This window comes from Pseudomonas sp. 44 R 15 (assembly GCF_900004965.1).
Lineage (GTDB): Bacteria > Pseudomonadota > Gammaproteobacteria > Pseudomonadales > Pseudomonadaceae > Aquipseudomonas > Aquipseudomonas orientalis_A.
Genome location: NZ_CVTU01000016.1, coordinates 1 through 15,161 on the forward strand (window position 1 = coordinate 1; position 15,161 = coordinate 15,161).

The window sequence follows — 15,161 nt, forward strand, 5'->3', positions numbered from 1 at the left end:
TGATCCCATCCCGAACTCAGCAGTGAAACGATGCATCGCCGATGGTAGTGTGGGGTTTCCCCATGTGAGAGTAGGTCATCGTCAAGATTAAATTTCAGAACCCCAATTGCGAAAGCAGTTGGGGTTTTGTTTTGGGCGGTCGAAAATGATAAGAGCGCTCACCGCGGCCTGGGGAAGTGCGGCCTTTCTATGCAATGCCTCTTCGCATGGCTATCATGCGTGCCTCATTGTGAGGCGATACCTGCATGCTTACGCTGTTAGAACTTCTGAAAGATGGCCGATTCCATTCCGGAGAGGCGCTGGGTGCCGCCCTGGGCGTTAGTCGCAGTGCCGTGTGGAAGCAGCTTCAGCTTCTTGAGGCCGAATTGAATCTACCTATTCATAAGGTGCGTGGTAAGGGGTACCAGTTAGCGTCGCCATTGGTGTTTCTGAATGCTGAAGGGATTACGCGAAGTGCAGCGTCGTTGTCCTGGCCCATCCATATCTACGACTCGATTGATTCCACCAACGCAGAGGCGTTGCGCATGGTTGATGTCGCGCGGGCTGTGCCTTTCCTGGTATTAGCTGAGCAGCAAATGGCTGGGCGCGGTAGGCGCGGCCGAAAGTGGGTCAGCCCGTTCGCCCAAAACATCTATTACAGCCTGGTACTGCGTATTGAGGATGGCCTCCGGCAACTGGAAGGGCTAAGTCTTGTTGTTGGCTTGGCGGTCATTCAGGCTCTGCGAGAGTCGGGTGTTCAGGATGCCGTCTTGAAATGGCCCAATGACGTATTGGTCGGGCGCAAGAAAATCGCGGGGATATTGCTGGAGTTGGTTGGGGATCCGGCGGATATCTGTCACGTGGTAATCGGTATCGGGATCAACGTGAATATGCAGAGGGCTGCCGAGGTTGATCAGCAATGGACATCGGTGCAGCTCGAGACTGGATCTGCTGCTGACCGTAATGCTCTGGTGGCCCAGGTCAGCCTGCAACTGCAGCGCTACCTCGATCGACACAGGGTATCTGGCTTTGCGGCCCTCCAGGAGGAATGGGAGCAAAATCATGCGTGGCAAGGGCGCGCGGTATCACTTATCGCGGGTGTGAATCGTGTTGATGGAGTAGTGCTCGGTGTTGATCGTCAAGGAGCGTTGCGCCTGGACGTAGACGGTGTCGAAAAAACATACAGCGGTGGTGAGTTAAGCCTGAGGTTGCGTGATGATTCTTGAGCTCGACTGTGGGAATAGCTTTATCAAATGGCGAGTGCTGAATCTCGACAGGGTGAGCGCCTTTGCGGAGGGCGTGGTCGGTTCGAATGTGGCATTGATTGAGAGTTTGAATGCGGTGCCGGACATGGCACTGACGCGTTGTCGACTGGTGAGTGTTCGCGCCCTGGAGGAAACGGACAAGCTGGTCGAGACGTTGATTGACGCTTTTGGCATTACGGTCTCGTGTGCGACGTCCGCGGTGGAAATGGCGGGCGTTCGCAATGGCTATGAGGACTTTGAGCGGCTTGGCCTGGACCGTTGGCTGGCGATCCTTGGAGGGTACAAGCTAGCGTCCGGCCCCTGCCTGGTGTTGGATTTTGGCACGGCGGCGACTGCAGATTTCATTGATGCCGATGGCAAGCATTTGGGAGGCTTCATTTGTCCTGGCCTGCCGCTTATGCGCAACCAGTTGCGTACCCATACGCGCAAGATACGCTACGACGATGCGTCCGCTGAGCGCGCTCTGGAGCGCCTGTCGCCCGGGCGTACAACGGTCGAGGCGGTCGAGCGTGGCTGTACGCTGATGCTGAGAGGGTTTGTGCTCACCCAGATCGAGCTCGCCAGGAGTTATTGGGGAGATAGCTTCACGGTATTCCTGACTGGCGGAGATGCTGACCTGGTCTTTGACGCTGTGCCGCAGGCACGGCTTGTGCCGGATCTGGTATTTATTGGCCTGGCAATGGCGTGCCCTTTGCCCTGAGGTGCTTATGCGTTGGTTGTTTCTGCTTCTACTGATTCTTAATGTCTTCTATTACATATGGCATCAGCAAGAGGCGCCGTTGCGCGCCAAGGATGTCACTCCTCTGAGTCTTTATCGTGGCTCCCAGCAGGATATAAAACTGCTGAGTGAATCTTCCGATTCGGTGGCTCGCAGGGATCGTGCGAAATCGTCCGACACGCAAAATACCTGCTTGTACATTGGCGGGTTTGCCGATCAGCGCCAGGCGCAATCCTTGGAACAGCGCCTCACGAGCCTGGATATAAAGGTCAAGGTCCAATTGCTGAACATGCCTGAAGCAACCGGTTATTGGCTCCGAGTGTCCCCTGAAAGCAGGCGCCTGGCGGATGATCTGCCCTTTGAAAACCTTGCTAAGGAATTCAATGAGTTAAAACATAAAATAATGCTGTGCGAAGGCATTGCAACTCTCCAATAGTTTGCATAGAATGGCGCCCGCTTCGCAGTGAAGACCTTTAAGGCTTTTGATGCGAAGCAACGTCAACGCAGCTAACCTCATAATTTAAATGAGAAAATGCTTGACAGAAGGTCGGCGTGATGTAAAATGCCGGCTCGCTTAGGAGGGGTTCCCGAGCGGCCAAAGGGATCAGACTGTAAATCTGACGTCTACGACTTCGAAGGTTCGAATCCTTCCCCCTCCACCATTTTAGCGTGAGCTGCAAGCTCCGCGGGTATAGTTTAGTGGTAGAACCTCAGCCTTCCAAGCTGATGATGCGGGTTCGATTCCCGCTACCCGCTCCAAGTTTGCAGGTTGTGCAAGGTGTTTTGCTCTTGTAGCTCAGTTGGTAGAGCACACCCTTGGTAAGGGTGAGGTCAGCGGTTCAAATCCGCTCAAGAGCTCCATATAACAAGGCAGATATGAAAATATCTGCCTTTGTTTTAACAGCTGCCTCGGCTTGTATCGTGCTGTTTCTGGCGTTGGATGTCAGTGATTTCAAGTCTGTTGGGGTTGGTTGTTGTAAAGTCTTTTTCAGGCCTGCATAATGGTCGGCCTGATTTTGTTTTAGGTCAGTAGCTCAATTGGCAGAGCGACGGTCTCCAAAACCGTAGGTTGGGGGTTCGATTCCCTCCTGACCTGCCAGATTCACGTGGTGTGTCTGGCTTTCTTTTCACAGGATCTTCATAGATGACTCCTAAGGCTGAAGCTCAAAGCTCTCGTTTCGATCTGGTCAAGTGGCTCGCAGTAGTCGCCTTGGTGGTCGTAGGCGTTGTTGGCAATCAGTACTATTCTGCTTCGCCGATCCTGTACCGCGTTCTCGCTTTGCTCGCCCTTGCTGCTGTAGCCACCTTTGTAGGCCTGCAGACTGCCAAGGGCAAGTCCTTCGCGGTCCTGGTAAAGGAAGCTCGCACTGAAATTCGTAAAGTCGTTTGGCCGACTCGCCAAGAAACCACACAGACCACATTGATTGTCGTGGCTGTTGTTCTGGTTATGGCGTTGCTGTTGTGGGGGCTCGATTCCCTGCTCGGCTGGCTTGTTTCCTTGATTGTTGGCTAAGGGTGTCCCGTGGCTAAGCGTTGGTACGTTGTGCATGCTTACTCGGGTTACGAGAAGCATGTTATGCGCTCTTTGCTGGAGCGCGTAAAGCTGGCAGGCATGGAAGATGGCTTCGGCGAAATTCTGGTTCCCACTGAAGAAGTGGTTGAAATGCGGAATGGCCAGAAGCGCAAGAGTGAACGTAAGTTCTTTCCTGGCTACGTGCTGGTGCAGATGGACATGAACGAAGGTACTTGGCACTTGGTCAAGGACACTCCTCGCGTCATGGGCTTCATTGGCGGTACTGCCGACAAGCCTGCACCGATCACCGATAAAGAGGCGGAAGCAATTCTGCGTCGTGTTGCTGACGGTAGCGACAAGCCTAAGCCGAAGACATTGTTCGAGCCAGGCGAGGTTGTTCGTGTCACAGATGGTCCGTTTGCTGATTTCAACGGCACTGTCGAAGAAGTTAACTACGAAAAGAGCCGGATCCAAGTGGCGGTGCTCATTTTCGGTCGCTCTACTCCGGTAGAGTTGGAGTTCAGCCAGGTCGAGAAGGTCTAGCTGAGCAAGCATCCCAACCCCACAGCCTAGGCTGTGGGGTTTTGTCGTCACTGGGATAAACGCGCAAGTAACCGGGGAGCCTTTCGAGGCGCTTGAACCCGTAATTGGAGTGCCTCATGGCCAAGAAGATTACCGCTTACATCAAGCTGCAAGTGAAGGCCGCTCAGGCCAACCCTAGCCCACCCGTCGGTCCAGCTCTGGGTCAGCACGGCGTGAACATCATGGAATTCTGCAAGGCCTTCAACGCCCGTACTCAGGGTATTGAACCAGGTCTGCCGACTCCAGTGATCATCACTGTATACAGCGACCGTAGCTTCACTTTCGAAACCAAGTCGACTCCGGCTTCGGTTCTTCTGAAGAAAGCTGCTGGTCTGACTAGCGGTTCCGCTCGTCCGAACACCGTTAAGGTTGGCACCGTAACTCGTGCTCAGCTGGAAGAAATCGCGAAAACCAAAAACGCGGATCTGACTGCAGCTGATATGGATGCAGCCGTGCGTACCATCGCCGGTTCTGCTCGTAGCATGGGCCTTAACGTGGAGGGTGTGTAATGGCTAAGCTGACCAAGCGCCAAAAGGCTATCGCCGGCAAAATCGAAGCGGGCAAGTCCTACAACTTTGTAGACGCTGCTGCCCTGCTGACCGAGCTGTCGACTGTCAAGTTCAGCGAGTCCGTTGACGTTGCTGTGAACCTGGGTGTTGACCCACGTAAATCCGACCAGGTCGTTCGTAGCGCTACTGTGCTGCCACACGGTACTGGCAAGACTGTACGTGTTGCTGTCTTCACCCAAGGCCCGGCCGCCGAAGCTGCTCTGGCCGCTGGCGCCGATCGCGTTGGCATGGACGACCTGGCTGCCGAAATGAAAGGCGGCGACCTGAACTATGACGTTGTTATTGCTTCCCCGGATGCAATGCGCGTTGTAGGTCAGTTGGGTCAGATCCTGGGTCCACGCGGCCTGATGCCTAACCCTAAAGTCGGCACCGTAACGCCAGACGTAGCTACCGCGGTTAAAAACGCCAAGGCTGGTCAGGTTCGTTATCGCACCGACAAAAACGGCATCATTCACACCTCCGTTGGCAAAGTCGGCTTTGATGCCGTCAAGCTGAAGGAAAACGTTGAAGCCCTGATCGCTGATCTGAAGCGTATCAAGCCTGCTTCCTCGAAAGGTATCTACGTCAAGCGCGTTACCCTGAGCACCACTATGGGCCCAGGTCTGGTCATCGACCAAGGCTCGCTGGACGTATAAGACACAGGTTGGCGCGAGCGATTGCGTCAATTGAAAGATTGGGGTCCCTGCCTGGCGGGGGCTATCCAAGACCGTAGGCGACGCAAGTCTTAAACCAACAAGCCTACGCAGATGGTGCTCCCGGTTCCTTACCGAATCAGACACCAAAACGACATCAGGCCTAGGCCGGATGAAACGGTAACAAGCAGGAGTTAAACCCGTGGCAATTAATCTCGAAGACAAGAAGGCCATCGTCGCTGAAGTCAACGAGGCTGCCAAAGCTGCTCTGTCCGCTGTCGTGGCTGATGCCCGTGGTGTGACAGTAAGCGCTATGACCGGACTCCGTAAAGAGGCTCGTGAAGCTGGCGTGTACGTACGTGTTGTACGTAACACCCTGCTCAAGCGCGCTGTTGCTGACACTGAATACAGTGTTCTCAACGACGTGTTCACTGGCCCGACTCTGATCGCGTTCTCCAAGGACCATCCAGGCGCTGCTGCCCGTTTGTTCAAGGAATTCGCCAAGAGTCAGGATAAGTTCGAGATCAAGGCAGCTGCGTTCGAGGGCAAGTTCCTCGCAGCTAACCAAATCGACGTACTGGCAACACTGCCGACCCGTAACGAAGCTATTTCGCAGCTGATGAGCGTGATTCAAGGCGCTACCAGCAAGCTGGCTCGTACTCTGGCTGCAGTTCGCGAGCAAAAAGAAGCTGCCGCAGCCTAAGGCTGAGCAAATTCTTTCGCGTATTTTTGTTTATTTCGATGGCCGCGTAGGCCGTCCCCCAATTCAGGAAATACAGCAATGTCTATCTCCCAAGACGATATCCTCAACGCCGTAGCTGAAATGTCGGTTCTGCAGGTTGTTGAGCTGATCAAAGCTTTCGAAGAAAAATTCGGCGTTTCCGCTGCCGCTGCTTCCGCTGGCCCAGCTGTTGCTGCTGTCGCTGCTGAAGAGCAAACCGAATTCAACGTCATGCTGCTGGAAGCTGGCGAGAAGAAAGTAAACGTGATCAAGGCAGTACGTGAACTGACCGGTCTGGGCCTGAAAGAAGCCAAGGCTGTAGTTGACGGCGCTCCTGCCCAGGTTCTGGAAGCTGTGTCGAAAGACGCTGCTGACAAAGCCAAAGCTACTCTGGAAGAAGCAGGCGCTAAAGTCGAGCTGAAGTAAGCATCGACCTTGCGTCTCCAGCCCAAGCTTTAAGCTGAAGGCTGATGGCTGGTGGCTCTTGCCACCGGCCTTTTTCCGTTCTTGGCTGTCGACTCGGTCGCCGCCATTAACGCGCTGTAGCCACCCGATGCGGTGGTGCAAACCATGGGGTTTGCAAGATTTTCTGGCTGCTCCCGTCGGGAGGGCCAAACAAGCAGGTGACCAAGCTGGGGAACGCTGATGGCTTACTCATATACTGAGAAAAAACGTATCCGCAAGGACTTTAGCAAGTTGCCGGACGTCATGGATGTCCCGTACCTTCTGGCTATCCAGCTGGATTCGTATCGTGAATTCTTGCAGGCGGGAGCGACCAAAGATCAGTTCCGCGACGTGGGCCTGCATGCGGCCTTCAAATCCGTTTTCCCGATCATCAGCTACTCCGGCAATGCTGCGCTGGAGTACGTCGGTTATCGCCTGGGCGAACCGGCATTTGATGTCAAAGAATGCGTGTTGCGCGGTGTTACGTACGCCGTACCTTTGCGGGTAAAAGTCCGTCTGATCATCTTCGACAAAGAGTCGTCGAACAAAGCGATCAAGGACATCAAAGAGCAAGAAGTCTACATGGGTGAAATCCCCCTGATGACTGAGAACGGTACCTTCGTTATCAACGGTACCGAGCGCGTAATCGTTTCCCAGCTGCACCGTTCCCCGGGCGTGTTCTTTGACCACGACCGCGGCAAGACGCACAGCTCCGGTAAGCTCCTGTACTCCGCGCGGATCATTCCGTACCGCGGTTCGTGGTTGGACTTCGAGTTCGACCCGAAAGACTGCGTGTTCGTGCGTATCGACCGTCGTCGTAAGCTGCCGGCCTCGGTACTGCTGCGCGCGCTCGGCTATACCACTGAGCAAGTGCTGGACGCCTTCTACACCACCAACGTATTCAGCCTGAAGGATGAAACCCTCAAGCTGGAGCTGATCGCTTCGCGTCTGCGTGGTGAAATTGCCGTCCTGGACATCCAGGATGAAAAGGGCAAGGTCATTGTTGAAGCCGGCCGCCGTATCACCGCGCGCCACATCAACCAGATCGAAAAAGCCGGTCTCAAAGAGCTGGAAGTGCCGCTGGACTACGTCCTGGGTCGCACTACCGCCAAGGTCATCGTTCACCCGGCGACAGGCGAAATCCTGGCTGAGTGCAACACCGAGCTGAACACCGAGATCCTGGCCAAAATCGCCAAGGCTCAAGTCGTTCGTATCGAGACCCTGTACACCAACGACATCGACTGCGGTCCGTTCATCTCCGACACCCTGAAGATCGACTCCACCAGCAACCAATTGGAAGCGCTGGTCGAGATCTATCGCATGATGCGTCCTGGTGAGCCACCTACCAAAGATGCTGCCGAAACCCTGTTCAACAACCTGTTCTTCAGCCCTGAGCGTTATGACCTGTCTGCGGTCGGCCGGATGAAGTTCAACCGTCGTATCGGTCGTACCGAGATCGAAGGTTCGGGCGTGCTGTGCAAGGAAGACATCGTCGCGGTACTGAAGACCCTGGTCGACATCCGTAACGGTAAAGGTATCGTCGATGACATCGACCACCTGGGTAACCGTCGTGTTCGCTGCGTAGGCGAAATGGCCGAGAACCAGTTCCGCGTTGGCCTGGTACGTGTTGAGCGTGCGGTCAAAGAGCGTCTGTCGATGGCTGAAAGCGAAGGCCTGATGCCGCAAGACCTGATCAACGCCAAGCCAGTGGCTGCGGCGGTGAAAGAGTTCTTCGGTTCCAGCCAGCTCTCGCAGTTCATGGACCAGAACAACCCGCTCTCCGAGATCACCCACAAGCGCCGTGTTTCGGCACTGGGCCCGGGCGGTCTGACCCGTGAGCGCGCAGGCTTCGAAGTCCGTGACGTACACCCGACGCACTACGGTCGTGTCTGCCCGATCGAAACGCCGGAAGGTCCGAACATCGGTCTGATCAACTCCCTGGCCGCTTATGCGCGCACCAACCAGTACGGCTTCCTCGAGAGCCCGTACCGTGTGGTGAAAGAAGGCTTGGTCACCGACGAGATCGTGTTCCTGTCCGCCATCGAAGAAGCTGATCACGTGATCGCTCAGGCTTCGGCCACGATGAACGACAAAAAAGTCCTGATCGACGAGCTGGTAGCTGTTCGTCACTTGAACGAGTTCACCGTCAAGGCGCCGGAAGACGTCACCTTGATGGACGTATCGCCCAAGCAGGTAGTGTCGGTTGCAGCGTCGCTGATCCCGTTCCTGGAACACGATGACGCCAACCGTGCGTTGATGGGTTCCAACATGCAGCGTCAAGCTGTACCGACTCTGCGCGCCGACAAGCCGCTGGTAGGTACCGGCATGGAGCGTAACGTAGCCCGTGACTCCGGCGTTTGCGTCGTGGCTCGTCGTGGTGGCGTGATCGACTCCGTTGATGCCAGCCGTATCGTGGTTCGTGTTGCCGATGACGAAGTTGAAACCGGTGAAGCCGGTGTCGACATCTACAACCTGACCAAATACACCCGTTCGAACCAGAACACCTGCATCAACCAGCGTCCGCTGGTGCGTAAGGGTGACCGCGTTCAGCGTAGCGATATCATGGCCGATGGCCCGTCCACCGATATGGGTGAGCTGGCACTGGGTCAGAACATGCGCATCGCGTTCATGGCCTGGAACGGTTACAACTTCGAAGACTCCATCTGCCTGTCGGAACGCGTTGTTCAAGAAGATCGCTTTACCACGATCCACATCCAGGAACTGACCTGTGTGGCACGTGACACCAAGCTTGGGCCAGAGGAAATCACTGCAGACATCCCTAACGTGGGTGAAGCTGCACTGAACAAGCTGGACGAAGCCGGTATCGTTTACGTAGGTGCTGAAGTTGGCGCAGGCGACATCCTGGTCGGTAAGGTCACTCCGAAAGGCGAGACCCAACTGACTCCGGAGGAGAAGCTGCTGCGTGCCATCTTCGGTGAAAAAGCCAGCGACGTTAAAGACACCTCCCTGCGCGTACCTACCGGTACCAAGGGTACTGTCATCGACGTACAGGTCTTCACCCGCGACGGCGTTGAGCGTGATGCTCGTGCACTGTCCATCGAGAAGACCCAACTCGACGAGATCCGCAAGGATCTGAACGAAGAGTTCCGTATCGTTGAAGGCGCGACCTTCGAACGTCTGCGTTCCGCTCTGGTAGGCCACAAGGCTGAAGGCGGCGCAGGCCTGAAGAAAGGTCAGGACATCACCGACGAAATCCTCGACGGTCTTGAGCACGGCCAGTGGTTCAAGCTGCGCATGGCTGAAGATGCTCTGAACGAGCAGCTCGAGAAGGCTCAGGCCTACATCGTTGATCGCCGCCGTCTGCTGGACGACAAGTTCGAAGACAAGAAGCGCAAACTGCAGCAGGGCGATGACCTGGCTCCGGGCGTGCTGAAAATCGTCAAGGTTTACCTGGCAATCCGTCGCCGCATCCAGCCGGGCGACAAGATGGCCGGTCGTCACGGTAACAAAGGTGTGGTCTCCGTGATCATGCCGGTTGAAGACATGCCGCACGATGCCAATGGCACCCCGGTCGACGTCGTCCTCAACCCGTTGGGCGTACCTTCGCGTATGAACGTTGGTCAGATCCTCGAAACCCACCTGGGCCTCGCGGCCAAAGGTCTGGGCGAGAAGATCAACCGTATGATCGAAGAGCAGCGCAAGGTCGCTGACCTGCGTAAGTTCCTGCACGAGATCTACAACGAGATCGGCGGTCGCAACGAAGAGCTGGACACCTTCACCGACCAGGAAATCCTGGATCTGGCGAAGAACCTGCGCGGCGGCGTTCCAATGGCTACCCCGGTGTTCGACGGTGCCAAGGAAAGCGAAATCAAGGCCATGCTGAAACTGGCAGACCTGCCGGAAAGCGGCCAGATGCAGCTGTTCGATGGCCGTACCGGCAACAAGTTCGAGCGCCCGGTTACTGTTGGCTACATGTACATGCTGAAGCTGAACCACTTGGTAGACGACAAGATGCACGCTCGTTCTACCGGTTCGTACAGCCTGGTTACCCAGCAGCCGCTGGGTGGTAAGGCTCAGTTCGGTGGTCAGCGTTTCGGGGAGATGGAGGTCTGGGCACTGGAAGCATACGGTGCTGCATACACTCTGCAAGAAATGCTCACAGTGAAGTCGGACGATGTGAACGGTCGTACCAAGATGTACAAAAACATCGTGGACGGCGATCACCGTATGGAGCCGGGCATGCCCGAGTCTTTCAACGTGTTGATCAAAGAAATTCGTTCCCTCGGCATCGATATCGATCTGGAAACCGAATAACACGTGACGCGAATCGAGAGCGAGGCCGTTTGGCCCGCTCTCTGCTCCGCCAGGAGGAAAGGCCTTGAAAGACCTACTGAATTTGCTGAAAAACCAGGGTCAAGTCGAAGAGTTCGACGCCATCCGTATTGGGTTGGCATCGCCTGAGATGATCCGTTCGTGGTCGTTCGGTGAAGTTAAAAAGCCGGAAACCATCAACTACCGTACGTTCAAACCTGAGCGTGACGGCCTGTTCTGCGCCAAGATCTTTGGCCCGGTAAAGGATTACGAGTGCCTGTGCGGTAAGTACAAGCGCTTGAAGCACCGTGGCGTGATCTGCGAGAAGTGCGGCGTTGAAGTTGCACTGGCCAAGGTTCGTCGTGAGCGCATGGCGCACATCGAACTGGCTTCGCCGGTTGCCCACATCTGGTTCCTGAAATCGCTGCCGTCCCGTATCGGCTTGCTGATGGACATGACCCTGCGTGATATCGAACGCGTTCTCTACTTCGAGAGCTACGTCGTTATCGATCCAGGCATGACCACCCTTGAAAAAGGTCAGCTGCTGAACGATGAGCAGTACTTCGAAGCGCTGGAAGAGTTCGGTGACGATTTCGATGCCCGCATGGGTGCCGAAGCTGTCCGTGAACTGCTGCACGCTATCGACCTGGAGCACGAGATTGGCCGTCTGCGCGAAGAAATTCCGCAAACCAACTCCGAAACCAAGATCAAGAAGCTGTCCAAGCGTCTGAAGTTGATGGAAGCCTTCCAGGGTTCCGGCAACCTGCCAGAGTGGATGGTGCTGACCGTTCTGCCGGTTCTGCCGCCAGACCTGCGTCCGCTGGTACCGTTGGACGGTGGTCGTTTCGCGACGTCCGACCTCAACGACCTGTACCGCCGCGTGATCAACCGTAACAACCGCTTGAAGCGCCTGCTTGATCTGTCCGCTCCGGACATCATCGTGCGCAACGAAAAGCGTATGTTGCAGGAAGCCGTCGACGCCTTGCTCGACAACGGTCGTCGTGGCCGTGCTATCACCGGTTCCAACAAGCGTCCTCTGAAATCCCTGGCTGACATGATCAAGGGTAAGCAGGGTCGTTTCCGTCAGAACTTGCTCGGTAAGCGTGTTGACTACTCCGGTCGTTCGGTAATTACCGTAGGCCCGACCCTGCGTCTGCACCAGTGCGGTCTGCCCAAGAAGATGGCACTCGAGCTGTTCAAGCCGTTCATCTTCGGCAAGCTGGAAATGCGCGGTCTGGCGACCACCATCAAAGCGGCCAAGAAAATGGTCGAGCGCGAACTGCCAGAGGTTTGGGACGTTCTCGCTGAAGTGATTCGCGAACACCCGGTTCTCCTCAACCGTGCACCGACCCTCCACCGTCTGGGTATCCAGGCGTTTGAACCGGTACTGATCGAAGGTAAGGCTATCCAGCTGCACCCTCTGGTCTGTGCTGCGTACAACGCCGACTTCGACGGCGACCAAATGGCCGTGCACGTACCGCTGACACTGGAAGCCCAGTTGGAAGCGCGCGCGTTGATGATGTCGACCAACAACATTCTGTCGCCAGCCAACGGTGAGCCAATCATCGTTCCGTCGCAGGACGTTGTATTGGGTCTGTACTACATGACCCGTGAAGCGATCAACGCCAAGGGCGAAGGTCGCGTATTCGCTGACCTGCAGGAAGTTGACCGTGTGTTCCGTGCCGGCGAAGCCGCACTGCACGCCAAGGTTAAAGTGCGGATCCACGAAACCGTCAACGACCGTGATGGCGGCAGCGTGAGCAATGTCCGTATTGTCGACACTACTGTCGGCCGTGCGCTGTTGTATCAAGTTGTGCCAAAAGGTCTGTCGTACGACGTCGTCAACCTGCCGATGAAGAAAAAGGCGATCTCCAAGCTGATCAACCAGTGCTACCGCGTGGTTGGTTTGAAAGAGACCGTTATCTTCGCTGACCAGTTGATGTACACAGGTTTCGCTTACTCGACTATCTCCGGCGTTTCCATCGGCGTTAACGACTTCGTTATCCCGGATGAAAAAGCTCGCATCATCAGTGCCGCCACTGACGAAGTGAAAGAGATCGAGAGCCAGTACGCCTCCGGCCTGGTAACCCAGGGCGAGAAGTACAACAAAGTGATCGACCTTTGGTCCAAGGCCAACGACGAAGTGTCCAAGGCGATGATGGCCAACCTCTCGAAAGAGAAAGTCATCGACCGTCATGGCGTCGAAGTCGATCAAGAGTCTTTCAACTCGATGTACATGATGGCCGACTCGGGCGCACGGGGTTCTGCTGCGCAGATCCGTCAGCTCGCCGGTATGCGTGGCCTGATGGCCAAGCCGGATGGCTCCATCATCGAAACGCCGATTACCGCGAACTTCCGTGAAGGTTTGAGCGTACTTCAGTACTTCATCTCCACTCACGGTGCTCGTAAAGGTCTGGCGGATACCGCGTTGAAAACCGCTAACTCCGGTTACCTGACGCGCCGTCTGGTAGACGTTGCACAAGATCTGGTTGTAACCGAGATCGATTGCGGCACCGAGCACGGCCTGCTGATGACTCCGCACATTGAAGGCGGTGACGTTGTAGAGCCACTGGGTGAGCGCGTATTGGGTCGTGTGATTGCCCGTGACGTGTTCAAGCCAGGTACCGAGGAAGTTATCGTTCCTGCCGGCACCCTGGTAGACGAGAAGTGGGTCGAGTTCATCGAACTCAACAGCATCGACGAAGTGATCGTTCGCTCGCCGATCAGCTGCGAAACCCGCTACGGCATCTGCGCCAAGTGCTACGGCCGTGACTTGGCTCGTGGTCACCAGGTGAACATCGGTGAAGCGGTCGGCGTTATCGCTGCCCAGTCCATCGGTGAGCCGGGTACCCAGCTGACCATGCGTACGTTCCACATCGGTGGTGCGGCAAGCCGGACCTCCGCAGCCGACAGTGTTCAGGTGAAGAATGGCGGTACCGTCCGCCTGCATAACCTCAAGCACGTTGAGCGAGTGGATGGCCACCTGGTCGCTGTGTCCCGTTCCGGTGAGCTGGCAATCGCTGATGACTACGGTCGTGAGCGTGAGCGTTACAAGCTGCCGTACGGTGCTGTGATTTCGGTCAAGGAAGGTGACAAGGTCGACGCTGGCGCAATCGTGGCCAAGTGGGACCCGCACACCCACCCAATCGTTACCGAAATGAAAGGTACCGTGACCTACGTGGGCATGGAAGAAGGCATCACGATCAAGCGTCAGACTGACGAATTGACCGGTATGACCAACATTGAAGTACTCGACGCCAAAGACCGTCCAGCTGCCGGCAAAGACATCCGTCCTGCCGTGAAGATGGTCGACGACAACGGCAAGGATCTGTTGCTGCCAGGCACTGACGTAATCGCTCAGTACTTCCTGCCAGCCAACGCCCTGGTCGGTGTAGCGGATGGTGCGAAGATCGCGATCGGTGATGTTATCGCGCGTATCCCGCAAGAAACGTCGAAAACTCGCGACATCACCGGTGGTCTGCCGCGTGTTGCCGACTTGTTCGAAGCGCGTCGCCCGAAAGAAGCGTCGATTCTGGCTGAAGTCAGCGGCACCATCGCGTTCGGTAAAGAGACCAAGGGCAAGCGCCGTCTGGTCATTACCCCGAACGACGGTAGCGATCCGTACGAAGAGCTGATTCCGAAGTGGCGTCACCTGAACGTCTTCGAAGGCGAACAGGTAAACCGCGGCGAAGTTATCTCCGACGGCCCGAGCGATCCACACGACATCCTGCGTCTGCTGGGTGTGAGTGCGCTGGCCAAGTACATCGTTAACGAGATCCAGGACGTTTACCGCCTGCAAGGCGTGAAGATCAACGACAAGCATATCGAGACCATCCTGCGTCAGATGTTGCGTAAAGTTGAAATCGCTGAATCCGGCGATTCCAGTTTCATCAAGGGCGACCAGATGGAACTGACTCACGTACTGGTGGAAAACGAGCGCCTGGCGAACGACGAGAAATTCGTTTCCAAGTTCACTCGCGTGCTGCTGGGTATCACTAAGGCGTCGTTGTCCACTGAGTCGTTCATCTCGGCGGCCTCCTTCCAGGAGACCACTCGTGTACTGACCGAAGCAGCGGTAACCGGCAAGCGCGATTACCTGCGCGGCCTGAAAGAAAACGTAGTCGTGGGTCGTTTGATCCCGGCCGGTACCGGTTTGGCTTACCACAGCGAGCGCAAGCGCCGCCGTGATGCTGACAAGCCGTTGCGCGTGAGCGCCAGTGAAGTGGAAGCTGCACTGACCGAAGCGCTGAACTCAAGCGGTAACTGAGTTCTGCGATAGATGAGGCCGGGCCCTGACACCCCCATTCGTCGGATCGAGGCATATATGCCCCGATTCGACGAGAGGGGAGGTCGGGGCCTTGCCTTGACTGGGGACAAGATCCTCTTTAGACTCTTGTACCCCTAAATTTGGCGGGAATTCGTTCCTGCCATTTTGCTTTTCTTGCAAGACAATAGCGTCGCAAGAC

General features: G+C 55.9%; 11 protein-coding genes, 4 tRNA genes and 1 rRNA gene. All 16 read left to right on the top strand.

The features are described from left to right. A 5S ribosomal RNA gene (gene rrf / locus BFP93_RS00830) occupies window positions 1-87 on the top strand; the annotation flags it as partial. A gap of 158 nt (window positions 88-245) precedes the next feature. Next, on the top strand, window positions 246-1,205 hold the full coding sequence (gene birA / locus BFP93_RS00835; protein ID WP_065891600.1) for a bifunctional biotin--[acetyl-CoA-carboxylase] ligase/biotin operon repressor BirA: 960 nt from the start codon (window positions 246-248) through the stop codon (window positions 1,203-1,205). After that, complete coding sequence (locus BFP93_RS00840; protein WP_065891601.1) at window positions 1,195-1,944, top strand: pantothenate kinase; 750 nt, start codon at window positions 1,195-1,197, stop codon at window positions 1,942-1,944. The genes birA and BFP93_RS00840 overlap by 11 nt, the downstream gene beginning before the upstream one ends. Before the next feature lie 7 nt (window positions 1,945-1,951). Then, on the top strand, window positions 1,952-2,398 hold the full coding sequence (locus BFP93_RS00845) for a hypothetical protein (protein ID WP_065891602.1): 447 nt from the start codon (window positions 1,952-1,954) through the stop codon (window positions 2,396-2,398). Window positions 2,399-2,539: 141 nt separating this feature from the next. Further along, window positions 2,540-2,624, top strand: a tRNA-Tyr gene (locus tag BFP93_RS00850). A 23-nt stretch (window positions 2,625-2,647) separates the two neighbouring features. Continuing rightward, window positions 2,648-2,721, top strand: a tRNA-Gly gene (locus BFP93_RS00855). A 26-nt stretch (window positions 2,722-2,747) separates the two neighbouring features. Then, window positions 2,748-2,823, top strand: a tRNA-Thr gene (locus BFP93_RS00860). A gap of 162 nt (window positions 2,824-2,985) precedes the next feature. Beyond that, window positions 2,986-3,061 (top strand) — tRNA-Trp (locus BFP93_RS00865). A gap of 45 nt (window positions 3,062-3,106) precedes the next feature. Then, the gene (gene secE, locus BFP93_RS00870; RefSeq protein WP_065891603.1) at window positions 3,107-3,475 is read left to right on the top strand and encodes a preprotein translocase subunit SecE; all 369 of its coding nucleotides are present in this window, start codon (window positions 3,107-3,109) and stop codon (window positions 3,473-3,475) included. Window positions 3,476-3,484: 9 nt separating this feature from the next. Beyond that, the gene (gene nusG, locus BFP93_RS00875) at window positions 3,485-4,018 is read left to right on the top strand and encodes a transcription termination/antitermination protein NusG (RefSeq protein ID WP_003176436.1); all 534 of its coding nucleotides are present in this window, start codon (window positions 3,485-3,487) and stop codon (window positions 4,016-4,018) included. A 116-nt stretch (window positions 4,019-4,134) separates the two neighbouring features. Continuing rightward, window positions 4,135-4,566 carry a 50S ribosomal protein L11 gene (rplK, locus tag BFP93_RS00880; protein ID WP_003210097.1) on the top strand — a complete coding sequence of 144 codons (432 nt, stop codon included), beginning with the start codon at window positions 4,135-4,137 and terminating at the stop codon, window positions 4,564-4,566. Further along, window positions 4,566-5,261, top strand: coding sequence for a 50S ribosomal protein L1 (gene rplA, locus BFP93_RS00885; protein ID WP_003176434.1), 696 nt, complete (start codon window positions 4,566-4,568; stop codon window positions 5,259-5,261). The genes rplK and rplA overlap by 1 nt, the downstream gene beginning before the upstream one ends. 199 nt (window positions 5,262-5,460) lie before the next feature. Then, window positions 5,461-5,961: a 50S ribosomal protein L10 gene (rplJ, locus tag BFP93_RS00890; protein ID WP_056861893.1), complete on the top strand. Its 501-nt coding sequence runs from the start codon at window positions 5,461-5,463 to the stop codon at window positions 5,959-5,961. Between the two features lie 78 nt (window positions 5,962-6,039). Continuing rightward, window positions 6,040-6,405, top strand: coding sequence for a 50S ribosomal protein L7/L12 (gene rplL / locus BFP93_RS00895; RefSeq protein ID WP_003176432.1), 366 nt, complete (start codon window positions 6,040-6,042; stop codon window positions 6,403-6,405). A 219-nt stretch (window positions 6,406-6,624) separates the two neighbouring features. Then, complete coding sequence (rpoB, locus tag BFP93_RS00900) at window positions 6,625-10,698, top strand: DNA-directed RNA polymerase subunit beta (RefSeq protein WP_057724824.1); 4,074 nt, start codon at window positions 6,625-6,627, stop codon at window positions 10,696-10,698. 64 nt (window positions 10,699-10,762) lie between these two features. Then, window positions 10,763-14,962 (top strand): DNA-directed RNA polymerase subunit beta', encoded by a 4,200-nt coding sequence (gene rpoC / locus BFP93_RS00905; RefSeq protein WP_065888415.1) that lies wholly within the window; start codon window positions 10,763-10,765, stop codon window positions 14,960-14,962. The last annotated feature ends 199 nt before the right edge of the window (window positions 14,963-15,161 follow it).

What these genes read in the sequence shown, in the direction of transcription:
- birA (WP_065891600.1), top strand. Translation starts at nt 246, where the DNA reads ATGCTTACGCTGTTAGAACTTCTGAAAGATGGCCGATTCCATTCCGGA.
- BFP93_RS00840 (WP_065891601.1), top strand. Translation starts at nt 1,195, where the DNA reads ATGATTCTTGAGCTCGACTGTGGGAATAGCTTTATCAAATGGCGAGTG.
- BFP93_RS00845 (WP_065891602.1), top strand. Translation starts at nt 1,952, where the DNA reads ATGCGTTGGTTGTTTCTGCTTCTACTGATTCTTAATGTCTTCTATTAC.
- secE (WP_065891603.1), top strand. Translation starts at nt 3,107, where the DNA reads ATGACTCCTAAGGCTGAAGCTCAAAGCTCTCGTTTCGATCTGGTCAAG.
- rplK (WP_003210097.1), top strand. Translation starts at nt 4,135, where the DNA reads ATGGCCAAGAAGATTACCGCTTACATCAAGCTGCAAGTGAAGGCCGCT.
- rplA (WP_003176434.1), top strand. Translation starts at nt 4,566, where the DNA reads ATGGCTAAGCTGACCAAGCGCCAAAAGGCTATCGCCGGCAAAATCGAA.
- rplL (WP_003176432.1), top strand. Translation starts at nt 6,040, where the DNA reads ATGTCTATCTCCCAAGACGATATCCTCAACGCCGTAGCTGAAATGTCG.
- rpoB (WP_057724824.1), top strand. Translation starts at nt 6,625, where the DNA reads ATGGCTTACTCATATACTGAGAAAAAACGTATCCGCAAGGACTTTAGC.